This is a genomic window from Mammaliicoccus sp. C-M13 (assembly GCF_022386845.1).
Taxonomy (GTDB): Bacteria; Bacillota; Bacilli; order Staphylococcales; family Staphylococcaceae; genus Mammaliicoccus; species Mammaliicoccus lentus.
This window is the reverse complement of sequence record NZ_JAJNHQ010000005.1, coordinates 70,457-86,290: the sequence shown is the minus strand read 5'-3', so window position 1 is coordinate 86,290 and position 15,834 is coordinate 70,457. Positions and strand designations below refer to the sequence as shown.

Below are 15,834 nucleotides of genomic sequence, written 5' to 3'. Positions count from 1 at the left end.
AATACTAATATAGTCTTACTCTCGATGCTGATTGATAAAATCACGTGTTTTTCCTGTTATTAATGGGCCGCCTGTATATATGTCTCGTGTGGATTGATGCTTTGTATTAATTTCAGGACTAATACCGTGAGCATGCAAACCAACCACGTGATTGTGTTCATTTAATACTGGAGATCCTGAAAACCCAGTTGTTCTGTGTAAATGTCCGATATATTCAATGTAATCTTTAGTTGATTTAAGGTAATATCCATTTGATTGATACATGAATTGTCCGTTATATGGTTTTTTATTTGGATAACCTAACATATAAAGCGGTTCTTTAGGTTTCAAATCCTTTATTTCTTGTTCTGATGCAATTTTTAATGGCTTAATCTTTGTCGACAAACGTTGTTGAGTGATGAGTACAGCTACATCTCTTTCAGATGACTTATGAAAATTTTTAACTTTGAATTTAATAGGTACACGTTGATCTGCTTTTGAAGGATAGAAATAAAATTGCTTTGTTTCTTTATTACCAACTTTATCACTTGCTACATGTGAAGCGGTAATAATTGTATAATCATCTATAACAAAGGCAGTTGCTCCGTTACCTGATTTACCAGTTTCATCTGATGATATTTTACCTACTGCTTCAATGTGGTTTTTACTATGTGTGTTGTATAGTTTAAGCGTTAATAAATCGTTCGGTATTTGTGAACCTATTTTAAAAGCATCACTATAATCTGAATGTGTTGCTTTATTGAATGTATCTTTATAAGTTATAGGCTCGTCATGAGAGATAAAGATATAATTAAACAATGACATGAGAAGCACTAAATATAATTTAAGGTATAACATAGTTTAATCACAATCTTTCTCGAAATTAAATGATATCTTTGTTATACCCATTAATCATCTTATAAAATCGTAGCGACAAAAAATACAATAACTGAAAGTACTACTGAAGTTATTGCCATTGCAACCATTGGCTTAAATGCTTTTGTTTTTAAGTCATTAAATGAAACATTTAATCCTAATCCTACCATTGCCATAATAAGTATGACGTTAGTAATTGTACTGATTACACTTAATACGCCTTCTGGAATAGCTACAAATGTGTTTACCGCACTCATAATTAAAAATCCAAGTAAAAAGTATGGAAAATCAATTTTTTGAGAAACTTTATTTGTTCTTTTTCTATTAACGATTATTAAGAAAATAATACTTAAAGGAATTAATAGAAATACTCTGCCTAATTTAGCTAATAAACCAATAGCTAGAGATTCACTACCACCTGCATCTGCCGCTAATACAACATGTGCTATTTCATGTAAACTAGCACCAGACCATATACCATAAAGTTCAGGATCCATAGGGAATAAAGCATATAGAAGTGTATATGTTAATGAGAATATCGTTCCCATTATTGCTACTAATCCAACACTTATGCCAACGTCACTTTCTTTAGATTTCAAAATAGGAGAAATAGCTGCTATCGCTGCAGCGCCACATACCCCTGTACCAACGCCTAATAATAGAATTAAGTTTTTATCTCCTTTAATAATTTTATTTAAGAAAATAATAAAGAATATTGAAAAAGCAACTACACCGACATCTAGTAATAATAATGTCCCGCCTTCATTAATAATTGTAGACAAGTTCAATTTTAACCCGTACAAAATTATAGCTAAACGTAGTAGTTTTTTAGAAGAAAATTCGATACCTGTTACGTATCTTGTTGGATATCCTAGGAAATGTCTGTACAAAATCGCAGTGATGATAGCTATCGCAAGTGCACCAACTTTATTTAAAATTGGTAAATTTGATAATAATATGCTGGCAACTGCAACAACTAGCGTAAAACCGACACCTAGGAAAAATGCTTTATTTAATTTAATACTCACTGTCTTCACCTCACATACATTCTATGATGAGAACGATTATTTGTGAAATGCCATTTTTAAATATATAATATAACAAAAATGTTATGGAGGTGCTTTTGTGGAAGATAAACTCAATATATTAAAAGCAATCGTAGAAGAAGACGGATTTACTAATGCAGCAAATAAATTATACAAATCACAACCATCCATAAGTCGAGATATTAAAAATTTAGAACAAAAATACCAAATAAAAATTTTTGAAAATACACGAAAAGAAATCATATTGACAGAAGAGGGGCAAGAACTATATAACTATGCCTGTCAATTGGCGTTATTAGATGAACAATTACACACGAGAATAAACGCAAATAAAGAAGAAGTAAAAGGTAAATTTGTTATAGGTACAAGCCATACATTCGGACAATCTAAACTATTAGATCTTACGCTATACTTACAAACGAAATATCCAAATCTGAACATACATATTTATATTTACAACTCTGCAGATATTATTACGCATTTGAAAGATTATACGATTGACTTAGGAATAATAGAAAAACCTGTAATCGACGATAAAATTAACAGTGAAGTATTAACAGAAGATAGATTATTAATCATAAAAAATAAGCAAAATAAAAAACCTTTAAATGAATTAAGATGTTATGTAAGAGAAACAGGATCAGGAATTAGATATTACCAAGACAAACTATTACAACAACTGAATTTGCCGTCACGCAAAGTCGTCATTAATGACAATCAACTCATACTGGAATTAGTAAAACAAAATATGGGCTATACAATACTCTCTAATTTCTCTATCAAATCAACCGATAGAAAATATATAGAAACAAGCGAAGTAGACTTATATAGAAACTTCTTTATAGTATCAAATAACTCAAGATATAAAACGAATAAATATAATACTATTGTCGATGAGATAAAAAAATATGGTTTTAAATAATAAAGCCCCAAATCAAAAACAGGCTATGACATAAATAAATGTCTCAGCCTGTTTCAATCTATTCTTTATAATTTTTCAAGTAATATGCGCCTGCTAGGAGACCTACTGGTATACCTAAAAGTGGTGTGAAAATTGCGCTTAATACGAGTACACATACTATTAGCACTGCAGCATTGTACCAGTTAAGCTCAAGGTCTAGTAAATCATTGAAACTTTTCTTTAAAACATCTTTAATTTTCATGAAATCACTCCTATAAAACTCAATGTTTTAATATTTATAATCTATGTATATAATAACATAAAATGTAAAAGTTAAAGAGTAATTGTATATTTAAAATGTGTATAATAGCTATTTATAATTATAATATTTGTTATGTTATAATTTATATAATTGAAATAACTTAGTTACAAGGAATGGAGATAGTTTATGGCTGAACCTAAATATAAATTAATTGCTTTCCAATTAAAAGATAAAATTATAAATAATGAATATGAGTATGGTAAAACGATCCCTTCTGAGAAAAAGCTTCAAGAACAATACAATGTTAGTCGCTATACAATAAGACAAGCTATAGATTTATTAGTACAAGATGGTTATATCATAAAGAAAAAAGGTCTAGGCTCAATTGTTAGTGATAACTATTTGAAAAAAACAAATCATGATACTTCTACCAAAAAAATCGGTGTAATCGTTACATATCTTTCTGATTATATTTTCCCAAGTATAATTAGAGGAATCGAAAAAATATTAGGTGCTAATGGTTATTCTCTTATATTAGCGAGTACGAATAATACACATGCTGGTGAGCGACGTTGCCTTGAGATGATGATAGAACAAGGTGTTCAAGGTTTGATTGTTGAACCGACGAAGAGTAATGTGTTTAACCCTAATTTATCTTTTTATTCGTTATTAAAAAGTAAAGAAATACCGGTATTAATGATCAATGCTTGCTATGAAGAGTTAAACATTCCTTATATAAGTATTGATGACACAAAATCTGGATTTCTTGCGACTTCTTATTTATTAGATGAAGGTCATGATGACATTGTTCTAATAACTAAAATAGATGATATGCAAGGTAAGTTTCGTATGAAAGGGTATATAGAAGCTTTTGAGGATAAAGGTGCGATATTTAAAGGTGAAAATATCTTTACTTATACAACTGAGACAAAAGATAAAGTTCTAGATTTAATCATAAAAGAGTTATTAAATCATGAAATCAATCCGAGTGCCTTTGTTTGTTATAACGATGATATTGCTTATTCATTTATAAAGCGTTTAAAAGAAAATGGAAAATGTGTACCTGATGATTACTCCGTAGTTGGGGAAGACAACTCTATTTTAAGTCAACTCGAAGATATATCACTTACAACTACTTCTCACCCTCAAGAAAATCTTGGAGTAGAAGCAGCACGATGGATGATAAAGGCTATAAATTCCGGTCAAATTGGAGAAACGACTATTATGGATACAGAAATTATAATAAGAAATAGTGTTAAAAAGAGAAATGCTTAAGTTTTGTACTTAAGTATTTTTTTTGCGTTTATTACATATATGGACAAATAAAAATTATATTTGACATGTACGGTCAAGTGATGGTATATTTCTTTTTGAAAACGATTGCAAGAGGGAGGCGGTATTTTGAATCAAGGTAAAATTCATTCAGAAATATCGAACGGTGAGATATCTATCGGTATCGAATTGGGTTCAACTAGGATTAAGACAGTGGCCATCGATACTAACTTTGAAACGATAGGATCTGGATATTTTGAATGGGAAAATGAATTCAAAGATGGGTATTGGACTTATTCAATTAATGATGTCTGGATAGGTTTACAAAAAAGTTATAAATCAATGACAGATGACATTGAATCAAAATATAATGTGACGATTAAAAAAGTGAAATCTCTAGGGATAAGCGGAATGATGCATGGATATTTAGCATTTGATAAAAACGATGACCTGCTTGTGCCTTTTAGAACTTGGAGAAATTCATATACTGAAGAAGCAGCAAATAAATTAAGAGATTATTTTCAATTTAATATACCTGAACGTTGGAGTATAGCGCATTTATACCAAGCTATTTTAAATGAGGAACAACACGTCAAAGACATTCAATTTATAACAACTTTAGCTGGATACATTCACTGGTATTTAACAGAACAGAAAGTATTGGGTGTAGGCGATGCTTCAGGTATGTTTCCAATTGATCAAAATACTAAAAAATATGACCAAGAAAAATTGAATCAGTTTGATGAACTTATCAAAGATAAACAATTTGAATGGGATATTGAATCAGTCTTACCAAAAGTTCTAACAGCAGGTACAAATGCAGGTTGTTTAACAGAACAAGGCGCTAAGTTATTAGACCCTACAAATAATTTAGAACCAGGTGTGCCGCTTTGCCCTCCTGAAGGTGACGCAGGTACTGGTATGGTCGCTACTAATAGTGTTGAAAAGAAAAAAGGCAATATATCGGCTGGTACGAGTGCATTTGCAATGCTTGTATTAGACCAACCTTTAAGTAAAGTACATCCAGAAATAGATATTGTGACAACACCATCTGGGGATTTAGTCGCAATGGTTCATACAAACAATTGTACTTCAGACATTAATGCTTGGGTGAATTTGTTTGAAGAGACTTTTGAAGTAATGGGTGTGGAAGTCGATAAAAACCAACTTTATGAACGACTATTTAATCATACGCAACATGCAGATGAGCAAAATGGGAACTTATTATCTTATGGATATATATCAGGTGAAAACATTACAAAAATAAACAAAGGCATACCTATTTTCTTGAGACCAACAGATAGCCAATTCAATTTAGCAAACTTTATGAAGACGCATATTATGTCAGCGTTTAGCACATTGAAAATCGGCGTAGATATTCTTAAAGAAGAAGAGAAAGTACTGATCGATTCATTTGTTGTTCATGGAGGCATTTTTAAGACGGAAGAAATTGCACAACGTATATTAGGCGCAGCTTTAAATAGTTCAGTTGAAGTGTTAAAGACGGCTAATGACGGTGGCGCATGGGGGATGGCTATACTTGCAAGATATATGGTCAACAACGATAGCCAATTACCATTAAATCAATATTTAGAAGAGAACATATTCGGACAACAAGAAGGTAGTGTTATTCAACCATCTGAAAAAGATGTAGAAGAATATGAACAATTTATAACTGAATATAAAAAAGGTTTAGAAATAGAAAGAAAAGCATCTCAATTTATTCGTTAGGAGTGTAAACATGTTAGAAAAATTAAAAAAAGAAGTGTTTGAAGCAAACCTCGAATTACCAAGAAGAGAACTCATTAAATATACATGGGGTAATGTCAGTGCAATCGACAGAGAAAGTAATTTATTCGTCATTAAACCAAGTGGCGTCGATTACGATGTAATGACTGCAGATGACATGGTCGTTTGTAATTTAGATGGCGAAGTAATCGAAGGTGAATTAAATCCCTCTTCAGACATGCCTACACACGCAGTGTTATATAAATCATTCAAAGATATTGGCAGCATAGTTCATACACATTCTACTTGGGCAACGATTTGGTCACAAGCCGGATTAGATGTACCTGTTTATGGAACGACACATGCTGATACATTCTTTGGACCAGTTCCATGTGCAAGGCATTTAACAGAAGAAGAGATTAATAAAAATTATGAACATGAAACAGGGAACGTCATTGTTGAAACTTTTGAAGAAAGAAATATAAATCCAAATGAAGTGCCAGGAGTACTCTTACATGGTCACGCACCATTTGTTTGGGCAGAAAATGCAGAGAAAGCTGTAATGAATGCGGTAGTACTAGAAGAAGTATGTAAGATGAATTTATTTACACTTCAATTAAATCAAGAAAGCGAACACTTACCAAATAGAATCTTGAATAAACATTATGAAAGAAAACATGGAGAAAATTCATATTACGGACAATAATCTAAAGGAGGAAAATAAAAATGAGTAATCAAAAAGAATTTTGGTTTTTTGTAGGATCACAAGAGTTATATGGGGACGAAGCATTAAATCAAGTGAAAGCCAATGCTCAAACAATTGTAGACACTTTAAATAAAGAAGGAAACTTACCTTATCCAATTAAATTAAAAGAAGAGTTAGCAATATCACAAGATGTAATTAAATCAGTTATGAAAGAAGCTAACTACAAAGATGAAGTACAAGGTGTTATCACATGGATGCATACATTCTCTCCAGCAAAAATGTGGATTAGAGGTACACGAATTTTACAAAAACCGCTTCTACACTTTGTTACTCAATTTAATAATCATATTCCATGGGACACAATTGATATGGATTACATGAACTTACACCAATCAGCACATGGTGATAGAGAATATGGTTACATAAATGAAAGATTAAAGAAAAATAATGAAGTAATCGTTGGTCATTGGCAAGAAGCTGAAGTACAAGAACAAATTAGTCGTTGGATGAATGTAGCATATGCATACAACGAAAGCTTCAATATCAAAGTTGCGAGATTCGGAGACAATATGAGAAATGTTGCTGTGACAGAAGGCGATAAGATAGAAGCTCAAATTCAATTAGGTTGGACAGTAGATTATTTCGGAATTGGTGACTTAACATCAATTGTTAATGAAGTTTCTGAACAAGAAGTAAATAACTTATTCGATGAATATAAAACGTTATACGACTTTGATTATGGTGACTATGAAGTGAGCGAATGGGAAAGTTCAGTTAAAGAACAAATCAAATATGAAATTGCCATTAAACGATTTTTAGATACAGGTGGTTATACAGCATTTACTACTAACTTTGAAGATTTATATGGCATGGAACAATTACCAGGCTTAGCAGTTCAAAGATTGAATGAACAGGGATATGGCTTTGCTGGAGAAGGAGATTGGAAAACTGCAGCTTTAGATAGGTTATTAAAAGTGATGTCTCACAATACGCAAACAGGTTTCATGGAAGATTACACATATGAAATGAGATCAGGACGTGAAGCAATACTTGGTTCACATATGTTAGAAGTAGATCCTACTTTAGCAAAAACAAAACCAAAAATTGTTGTAAACCCACTTGGTATTGGAGGCAAAAATGACCCAGCTAGATTAGTATTTGACGGAGAAGCTGGAGAGGGCGTAATTGTATCTATTTCAGATATGGGAACTCATTTTAGAATGTTAATCAATGAAGTAGAAGCTTTTGTTCCAGAAGAAGCGGCTCCTCATTTACCAGTTGCACGTGTGATTTGGAAAGTAAAACCAGGTTTTCATGAAGGTATAAAAGAATGGATCACTCAAGGTGGCGGTCACCATACAGTCATATCTTTAAGCTTAACAAAAGAACAAATCGTAACTTTAGCAACATTGTTTAACCTGGAATATAAGTTAATTAACTAGGCAAATTCGATAATTTAATTCAAATCTCAATAACAAAGGGGAATGAAAATGGGAGATAAAAAGCCAAAGACAGGTTTAATATATGCATTTGGTGCTTTCGGAGGATTTTTATTTGGATATGATATCGGTATTATAAACGGAGCTTTACCAGGAATTAAAGAAACATGGGAAATCAGTCCATTACTAGAAGGAACAATTACTTCAATACTATTTTTAGGTGCAATGATTGGTGCAGTTTCAATGGCGCCATTAGCTGATAAATGGGGCAGAAAAATGATGATTCTAATTACAGCAATTATCTTCGCTGTTGGATCATTAGCTTGTGGTTTTTCAGGGAATCCAGAAATATTAATTGTTTCTAGATTTATACTAGGTATTTCAGTTGGTTCGGCTTCGGCTCTCGTACCAATGTACATGGGAGAAATATCTCCACCAGTCATTAGAGGTAAAATATCTGGTTTGAACCAATTGATGATAACAATCGGTATGCTTATATCTTATGGTGTGAACTATGCATTTATAGGTGTTTTTGAAGGTTGGAGATGGATGCTAGGAGGCGCAGTTGTACCAGCAATTGTACTCTTCATAGGCGCATTTATTTTACCAGAATCACCTAGATATCTAATTAAAAAAGGACTAACAGATTTAGCATTAAGTAATTTGAAGAAAATTAGAACAGAACGTGAAGCGGAAAGAGAATATAGAGAAATATTACAAATTAATGAAGCAATCAGTAAAGAACAGAAGAAATTCAAACTTACAAAAGCTGTTACATTTTCAGTATTTGTCGGTTGTTGTGTAACATTTTTACAACAAATACAAGGTGCAAATACAATTTTCTACTACTCATCACAAATACTTGGGGATGTGTTTGGATCAACAATCAGTGGTGTAATTTCAACAGTGGGTGTCGGTGTTGTCTTCGTGCTAGCAACAATTGTGACATTGATATTTGTAGATAAGTTTAATAGAAAAACATTATTTATGTCCGGATCAATAGGAATGGGACTGTGCTTATTATTAGTAGGTATTATTTATCCATATACAAATGACGGACATATGTGGGCAATATCCCTCGTATTTATTTTCATATGCGTATATGTCATATTTTATGCATATTCTTGGGCAGCAGTTACTTGGATTGTAGTAGGGGAACTGTTCCCAAGTGAAGCAAGAGGGATGGCGACAGGAATAGCGTCAATGGTTAACTGGTTAGGAAATATCGTAGTCGCATTATTCTTCCCTGTACTTATGCAAAGCATTGGATTAAGTAATATATTCTTTATGTTTGCAGGTATATGTGTGATAGGTTTCTTATTCTCTAAATATGTATTATATGAAACAAAAGGAAAAACACTAGAAGAAATCGAATTATACTTAGATGACCGTATGAATGAACCAGCGGAATCAAATGTATAGAATAGATAATGAATAAAATGAGAGCTCTCTTCAATGTAGACACTGAAAAGTGGAAACAATGAAGAGAGTTTTTTGGTGGTGGAAGATTTGGGAGCGGATGTTGCAAGACAAGTGCCGCGTGCAATATAAAGGGTTAGGATGTTGCAAGACAAGTACCACGTGCAATATAGAGTGTTAGAATATTGCAAGACAAGTACCACATGCAACATAGAGGGTTGAAATGTTGCAAGACAGACCCCACGTGCAACATAGAGTGTTAGAATATTGCAAGACAAGTACCACGTGCAACATAGAGGGTTGAAATGTTGCAAGACAGACCCCACGTGCAACATTGTGATATCGTAAACCACTTTAAAGCCCTTTTATTATGTGCTTTGTCTTTTAGAAACAACAATATTAAAAATTAACCATATTAATTGTAGTAAAAATGGGAAAAGGAACGCTAGAAATAATATACCGATATTAACCCATTTTAATTCTATGGTTTGAGTGACACCTCCAGCATCTTGATCTCTAAACCATCACATTCTATCCCCTATATTTGTTTACTTAATTCTTTTCAAGGGAATTATTTAATAAAAAGGGAGGTCATTTTGTGAATAAGTTATTTATTAATGGTCAGTTTGTTGAAAGTAAATCTACTGAAGATTTAGATGTTATTAACCCTGCGACTGAAGAGGTTATCGATACAGTGACTTTAGCGAATGAGGATGATGCTGAGAAGGCTATTAAAGGTGCTAATGTTGCTCAGTTGGAATGGGAAAAGGTTAATATTATTAAACGTGCAAAAATAGTTGAGGCATTGGCTGAAAAACTTGAGAAAAACAAAGATGAACTTGCTAAAATTTATGTAGAAGAGCAAGGTAAAATATATAGTTCTGCTATTGGAGAAATTGATAAGTCTATTGAATATATTAAATATATGTGTAGCTTAGCTAGAAAGAATAACGGTGAGGTTCTTCAAAGTGAGGTTGAAAATGAAACTGTTATCCTTACTAAAAAACCTGTAGGGACAACTGTCGGTATTATTCCATGGAACGCACCAATATTTGTATTAATGAGAAAGCTTATTCCGGCTCTTGTTACAGGTTGTTCTATTGTTGTAAAACCAAGTGAAGAAACACCTTTCGGAACTTTCAAAATAGCTGAATATATCCAAGAAACAGATATACCAGATGGCCTTGTTCAAATTTTAACGGGTACTGGCTCAGATGTCGGCAATTATCTATCTCAAAGTAAAAATGTAGATTTTATTTCTATTACGGGCAGTATCGGTGCTGGAAAATCTGTTATGGAGAATGCAGCTAGTAATGTTAAAGGTGTAAACTTAGAACTTGGTGGTAAAGCACCAGCGATTGTAACGAAAAATGCAGATTTAGAAAAAGCTGCTGAATACATTGTACAAGCAAGAATTAATAATAGTGGTCAAGTATGTACATGTCCTGAGCGTATATATGTTGAAACAGACGTATTCAATGACTTTTTAGAAATCGTTAAACGTAAAATGAAAGACGTTCGCCCTGGAGATCCTAATGATAAAGAAACAACGATGGGATCAATGATTAACCAAAAACAATTATCAGCAGTAGATGACAAGGTACAAACTGCTATTAAGGAAGGTGCGAAAGTAGAATTAGGTGGTAATATAATAGATCGTAAAGGATTCTTCTATGAACCAACAGTGTTAACGAATTTATCTAAAGATTCTGTAGCGATGAAAGAAGAAATCTTTGGACCAGTATTACCGATTGTTAGTTATGACGCTTTCGACGAAGCCATAGATGAAGCGAACAATACTGAATATGGTCTTTCTTCTTATATATTTACTGAAAACCTAAAAGAAGCAATGTTAGCAAGTGAAAGATTAAAATTCGGAGAAGTATATGTTAATTGTGAAGCAGAAGAAGCAATTGTAGGTTACCATGCAGGATGGCGTCAATCAGGATTAGGTGGCGCAGATGGTATTAACGGATTTGAAGAATATTTAAATACGACAGTAACTTATATACGTTATGAATAAAATGAGTTAGGTATGAGAAATTGTTCTTAAAATAATCAGGCTGAGACATTAATAAATGTCTCAGCCTAATTTATTTGTAACGCTGATAATAAATTTTGTTCATGAAAGAAATTACCGATAACACTTGAAAGAGAAATTAATAATGAAGTTAATAATACATACCATATAAGGTGAAGAAGACTAAAATTTTTAGACATGAAAATTTTCTCCCTTAAGAATATATTGATTTTGCATTGAGTAATTAAATTATTTTTTCTTTATTAAGAAGTATAACTTAAACCAGATTTGTTTTATATGTTATGTTAAAATTTATAGTAAGTAAACGTTATCATATAAAGAATAGGGGTAAGGTAATGGCTTTTAATATTGAAACTTTAGATAAAGATAAAAATATTGATTTAATAACAATTTATGATGATTATTCAGAAATAAAATTCACGAACTTTGGTATGAGAATAGTCGATTGGAAAGTTAATGGCAAATCTATTGTATTAGGGCCGAATGCACAAGATGACTTAATTCAATATTATGAAGAAAATCCATATTTCTTTGGTGCTACAATCGGTCGATACGGTGGCAGGATTGATGGTGGAAAGTTTGAGTTAAACGGTCAAATGTATGAATTAGAACAAAATGACTCGGAGCATAATTTACACGGTGGTTCTAACGGATTACATACTCAAATTTGTGATTATGAAATTATAAATGAAGATGAAGCGGTCACTATCATATATAATGCTGAACTGTTATCAAAAAATGATCATTTCCCAGGTGATATTCAAATTAAAGTCTTCCATCGTTACGATTTATCAAAAATGGAGTGGACGATTAATTACGAAGCTACTAGTACAGAGGATACATTATTTAATCCAATGAATCATGTATACTTTAATTTAAATAACGTTGAACAAAGAATTGATAATCACGAAATTAAAAATGAAAATCTTCAAATGTACACATTGAATGACAAACAAATTGTTGAAAATGAAAAAACAGTAAATCTTAATGAAACGATTGATAAAAAATATTTATCTTTTAAAGATATATTTGAAAGTGGCATGGACCAAATAAAGAAATATAATGGAATAGACCATCCAATCAAAATAAATGATGATACATTCACAGTAACAAATGGAGAAATGGAAGTTAGTATGACGACAGATAATGACGTTGTTGTTCTATTTACATTAAACGAAGTAGACTGGAATGACAGTAAAAATAGTATAGTCGAACACGGAGGCTTTACATTAGAAGCCCAATCCATTCCTGATGACATCCATTTATATGGTGAAAAAGCACCATCTATATTAAGAAAAGGAAAAACGTATAAAAGCGAGACAAGTTATAAGGTGAATGTAATCTAGTAAATTTAAATAACATACCAACATAAAAAAACTGACCTCATATTCAAATTGAGGTCAGTTTTTTTATGTTCTAATTATGCTCTAACATCTTTTACAATTTTACCGTCTATAGCTACGACTTTAATCTTGTTTGGATCTCTTAATACTGCGATATTCTCTAATGGGTTTTGTTCTAGTAAAATAAAGTCGGCTTTTTTACCTTCTTCGATTGTACCGAGTTCATCATCGTATCCTAAACATTCTGCAGCAACTTTAGTAGATGATACGATTGCTTCCATTTCAGTCATACCGTGCTCAACCATAAGCTCTAATTCTCTAAGGTTTGTACCATGTTTGAATACACCTGCATCTGTGCCCATCGCGATTTTAACGCCTGCTTGATGTGCTTTTTTGAAACTGTCGATATGATCTTGCATGACTTGTTTTGATTTATTGATTGAGTTTTCACTCATACCTAATTCAGTTGCGAATTCAATAACTGAAAGTGGAGCGAGTAGTGTTGGAACAAGATACATATCTTTTTCTTTCATGAGTTTAACAGCTTCATCGTCTAAATAAATTCCATGTTCAATTGAATGGATACCCGCTTCAATACATTGTTTAACGCCTTCTAAACCTTGAGCGTGCGCCATTACTTTACGATTATTTCTAAATTGTGCTTCTTCTACAATAACTTTTAATTCTTCTAATGAAAATTGTGTGTAGTCTGGATGGTCGGTAGCACTTGTTACACCACCTGTTGCATGTACTTTAAGCACATCTGCTCCAGCTCTTAACATTTCACGAGCTTTTTTACGTACTTCCTGTACACCGTCACAAATTCCATTTGGCATACCTGGATATCCATCTTGTAAAATTGGTAGTTGGATACCAGATTTAGTATAGCTATCACCATGACCTCCTGTAATAGTTAATGCGTTCACACTAATTTGTAAGCGAGGTCCTAACACTAACCCGTCATTGACAGCTTCTTTTACGCCTAAATCCGCACCTAATGCATCTCGAACTGTTGTTACACCAGCATCAACTGTGCGTTTTAAATGATCCATTGCTTTATAGAAATTATATGAAAATGGAGTAGATAAACGGTTTTCAAGTGGTTCCATTTCTAGCATCACATGTACGTGGCTATCTATCATACCAGGCAATAAATATTGTCCTTTACCATCTAAAGTATCTTCACCACTTAAATTTTGACCAATTTTAGTGATTACACCATTTCCGACTTTGATATCAACATTTTGTTGAACTTCATTCCCTGTACCATCAATTAAATTTATATTTTTTACAATCATGTTTTTTCCTCCTATGTTGTTAAATAAAGTTCATAAGAATAGATGTCAGAATAACAGAGGCTACTGTTACCGTCGTGAATCCGCCGATAATCATTGGACTCAGTAACTCGTTAAATACATCTTCACGATCATCCTTATCGTCTGTAACTGAGCGACTTACTTCTTCACATAAAATAAAATCTCCCGGGAAACCATAAAGTGCTGTTAAAGCAACAGGTAACGCTTTAGTCGGTCTCCAACCGATTAATTTCGCTCCTACATAACCCCCGATTAAAATACCGATTGTACCGATGATAAGAATAGAAAGGATAGCAGGTAGGTACGCCCAAAGATCTTGAGGTTTGATACCACCCATTGAACCGATAACAATTAAAATAATTGTAACCATCATAATAGTGAACGATTGGTTATGTTGCATTTCTTTTTCTTCGAACAAGCCAACTTTTAAACCTATAACCCCGAATAGTAGGCTAAGAAGTGTATAGTGGATACCTGTAACACTACCAATAATGAAAGCAAGACTTGCTAAGAAGAACATAATAAATAATCTAATGACGTTATTTTGTAACAAAGGATTTTTGTTAAAAATATTTTCTTTTTTAGTTTTATCTTTATCAGAAATTGTTGCGACATTTTTATCATGTTCACGATTCTTAAGATAATAACGTGAATAACGTTTCATTAATATAGCACTTAGAGGCATACCAATTACGCCTTGTAATGCCTGAACAATTGCAGGTAATACAATTAAATTAGCTAAACCTAAGTCTTGTAACTTTTCAACTGTAATAAGTAGAGCTACAATACCGCCTGCAATAGGTCCTACACCAGAAGCTGCAGTACGAAAATCGAACATTAACGTTACAAAAACAAGAATTAATGTTGTAGAACCGATAATACCGAATACAGAAATAACAACAGCTTTCCATTGTGATTTTAGAATGTGTAACGGCATCATTGTCCCCATATGCATAATAACTGGTCCAATAACAAGCGCACCAAGCGAAGGTAATATGGCGTTATCTAAAATTTTCTCAGGTAATACTCCGGCCCATGTTAATAACAAATAACTGACCATTGCTGTTAATAACATTGGAACACGCGCTTTAGTTAAATAAGAGATGATTTCTCCTAAAACAATTAATGCAAATAAAATAGTTGCTGAAATCAGTGGTTCACTCACCATAACCTTCACTTCCTTTTCTTTATAATGAAATCGATTTTAGCACATAAGAATACATTAGTTAATAGTATATTCTAAATATTTAGAATATATAGATAAATATTACACTTATAATTTGATTTCATATTTATAAAGAATAGAAATAGTAATATTATGAATGAGAATAGAGCGTGTGAGGATGCTTAGTCAGAAAAATTTGTAGATGAAGATGCCCTTATTGTCAATTCTTCACAAACGTGTCAACAAGGGTACTCTTATTGTCAATTCTTCATAAACGTGTCAACAAGGGTGCACTTATTGTCAATTCTTCACAAAGGTGTCAACAAAACCTTTTATACATA

General features: G+C 32.5%; 14 protein-coding genes and 1 pseudogene. 8 read left to right on the top strand and 7 right to left on the bottom strand.

Annotated features, from left to right (window positions below; translation table 11 throughout):
• Positions 1-15: 15 nt before the first annotated feature.
• A complete protein-coding gene (locus LQ615_RS05365) occupies positions 16-804 on the bottom strand; it encodes a trypsin-like serine peptidase (RefSeq protein WP_064204209.1) in 789 nt (262 codons plus the stop codon).
• A gap of 92 nt (positions 805-896) precedes the next feature.
• The gene (locus LQ615_RS05360; RefSeq protein WP_016999499.1) at positions 897-1,883 is read right to left on the bottom strand and encodes a YeiH family protein; all 987 of its coding nucleotides are present in this window, start codon (positions 1,881-1,883) and stop codon (positions 897-899) included.
• Between the two features lie 97 nt (positions 1,884-1,980).
• Here LQ615_RS05360 and LQ615_RS05355 point away from each other — a divergent pair, with 97 nt between their 5' ends.
• Positions 1,981-2,823, top strand: a complete 843-nt coding sequence (locus LQ615_RS05355; protein ID WP_016999500.1) for a LysR family transcriptional regulator — start codon at positions 1,981-1,983, stop codon at positions 2,821-2,823.
• 58 nt (positions 2,824-2,881) lie between these two features.
• Here LQ615_RS05355 and LQ615_RS05350 read toward each other — a convergent pair whose 3' ends face one another.
• Positions 2,882-3,064 carry a VraH family peptide resistance protein gene (locus LQ615_RS05350; protein WP_016999327.1) on the bottom strand — a complete coding sequence of 61 codons (183 nt, stop codon included), beginning with the start codon at positions 3,062-3,064 and terminating at the stop codon, positions 2,882-2,884.
• A 186-nt stretch (positions 3,065-3,250) separates the two neighbouring features.
• Between LQ615_RS05350 and LQ615_RS05345 the strand changes: the two genes are divergently transcribed.
• From LQ615_RS05345 to LQ615_RS05325, 5 genes are all read left to right on the top strand, one after another.
• Entirely contained in the window at positions 3,251-4,339 is a 1,089-nt protein-coding gene (locus tag LQ615_RS05345) for a GntR family transcriptional regulator (RefSeq protein WP_064204208.1), read from the top strand.
• Between the two features lie 126 nt (positions 4,340-4,465).
• Entirely contained in the window at positions 4,466-6,067 is a 1,602-nt protein-coding gene (locus tag LQ615_RS05340) for a xylulokinase (protein WP_064204207.1), read from the top strand.
• A 10-nt stretch (positions 6,068-6,077) separates the two neighbouring features.
• A complete protein-coding gene (locus tag LQ615_RS05335; protein ID WP_016999330.1) occupies positions 6,078-6,770 on the top strand; it encodes an L-ribulose-5-phosphate 4-epimerase in 693 nt (230 codons plus the stop codon).
• Positions 6,771-6,790: 20 nt separating this feature from the next.
• Positions 6,791-8,212, top strand: a complete 1,422-nt coding sequence (araA, locus tag LQ615_RS05330) for an L-arabinose isomerase (protein ID WP_064204206.1) — start codon at positions 6,791-6,793, stop codon at positions 8,210-8,212.
• A 48-nt stretch (positions 8,213-8,260) separates the two neighbouring features.
• The gene (locus LQ615_RS05325; RefSeq protein WP_016999332.1) at positions 8,261-9,631 is read left to right on the top strand and encodes a sugar porter family MFS transporter; all 1,371 of its coding nucleotides are present in this window, start codon (positions 8,261-8,263) and stop codon (positions 9,629-9,631) included.
• A gap of 365 nt (positions 9,632-9,996) precedes the next feature.
• Here LQ615_RS05325 and LQ615_RS05320 read toward each other — a convergent pair.
• Positions 9,997-10,140: pseudogene (locus LQ615_RS05320) on the bottom strand (DUF3923 family protein); the annotation flags it as partial.
• A gap of 86 nt (positions 10,141-10,226) precedes the next feature.
• Here LQ615_RS05320 and aldA point away from each other — a divergent pair.
• Positions 10,227-11,651 (top strand): aldehyde dehydrogenase, encoded by a 1,425-nt coding sequence (gene aldA / locus LQ615_RS05315; protein ID WP_064204205.1) that lies wholly within the window; start codon positions 10,227-10,229, stop codon positions 11,649-11,651.
• A 65-nt stretch (positions 11,652-11,716) separates the two neighbouring features.
• Here aldA and LQ615_RS13455 read toward each other — a convergent pair whose 3' ends face one another.
• Positions 11,717-11,848 carry a hypothetical protein gene (locus LQ615_RS13455; protein WP_264300974.1) on the bottom strand — a complete coding sequence of 44 codons (132 nt, stop codon included), beginning with the start codon at positions 11,846-11,848 and terminating at the stop codon, positions 11,717-11,719.
• A 156-nt stretch (positions 11,849-12,004) separates the two neighbouring features.
• Between LQ615_RS13455 and LQ615_RS05310 the strand changes: the two genes are divergently transcribed.
• The gene (locus LQ615_RS05310; protein WP_064204204.1) at positions 12,005-13,015 is read left to right on the top strand and encodes an aldose epimerase family protein; all 1,011 of its coding nucleotides are present in this window, start codon (positions 12,005-12,007) and stop codon (positions 13,013-13,015) included.
• A gap of 74 nt (positions 13,016-13,089) precedes the next feature.
• Here LQ615_RS05310 and LQ615_RS05305 read toward each other — a convergent pair whose 3' ends face one another.
• Together LQ615_RS05305 and LQ615_RS05300 are read right to left on the bottom strand one after the other, a co-directional pair.
• Positions 13,090-14,310: a metal-dependent hydrolase family protein gene (locus LQ615_RS05305; protein WP_182093687.1), complete on the bottom strand. Its 1,221-nt coding sequence runs from the start codon at positions 14,308-14,310 to the stop codon at positions 13,090-13,092.
• Between the two features lie 19 nt (positions 14,311-14,329).
• Entirely contained in the window at positions 14,330-15,496 is a 1,167-nt protein-coding gene (locus LQ615_RS05300) for a hypothetical protein (protein WP_182093688.1), read from the bottom strand.
• Positions 15,497-15,834: the final 338 nt, after the last annotated feature.

Excerpts from the sequence above, each read along its gene's own strand:
- LQ615_RS05365 (WP_064204209.1), bottom strand. The coding sequence starts at position 804 with ATGTCATTGTTTAATTATATCTTTATCTCTCATGACGAGCCTATAACT.
- LQ615_RS05350 (WP_016999327.1), bottom strand. The coding sequence starts at position 3,064 with ATGAAAATTAAAGATGTTTTAAAGAAAAGTTTCAATGATTTACTAGAC.
- LQ615_RS05345 (WP_064204208.1), top strand. The coding sequence starts at position 3,251 with ATGGCTGAACCTAAATATAAATTAATTGCTTTCCAATTAAAAGATAAA.
- LQ615_RS05335 (WP_016999330.1), top strand. The coding sequence starts at position 6,078 with ATGTTAGAAAAATTAAAAAAAGAAGTGTTTGAAGCAAACCTCGAATTA.
- araA (WP_064204206.1), top strand. The coding sequence starts at position 6,791 with ATGAGTAATCAAAAAGAATTTTGGTTTTTTGTAGGATCACAAGAGTTA.
- LQ615_RS05325 (WP_016999332.1), top strand. The coding sequence starts at position 8,261 with ATGGGAGATAAAAAGCCAAAGACAGGTTTAATATATGCATTTGGTGCT.
- LQ615_RS13455 (WP_264300974.1), bottom strand. The coding sequence starts at position 11,848 with ATGTCTAAAAATTTTAGTCTTCTTCACCTTATATGGTATGTATTATTA.
- LQ615_RS05310 (WP_064204204.1), top strand. The coding sequence starts at position 12,005 with ATGGCTTTTAATATTGAAACTTTAGATAAAGATAAAAATATTGATTTA.
- LQ615_RS05305 (WP_182093687.1), bottom strand. The coding sequence starts at position 14,310 with ATGATTGTAAAAAATATAAATTTAATTGATGGTACAGGGAATGAAGTT.
- LQ615_RS05300 (WP_182093688.1), bottom strand. The coding sequence starts at position 15,496 with ATGGTGAGTGAACCACTGATTTCAGCAACTATTTTATTTGCATTAATT.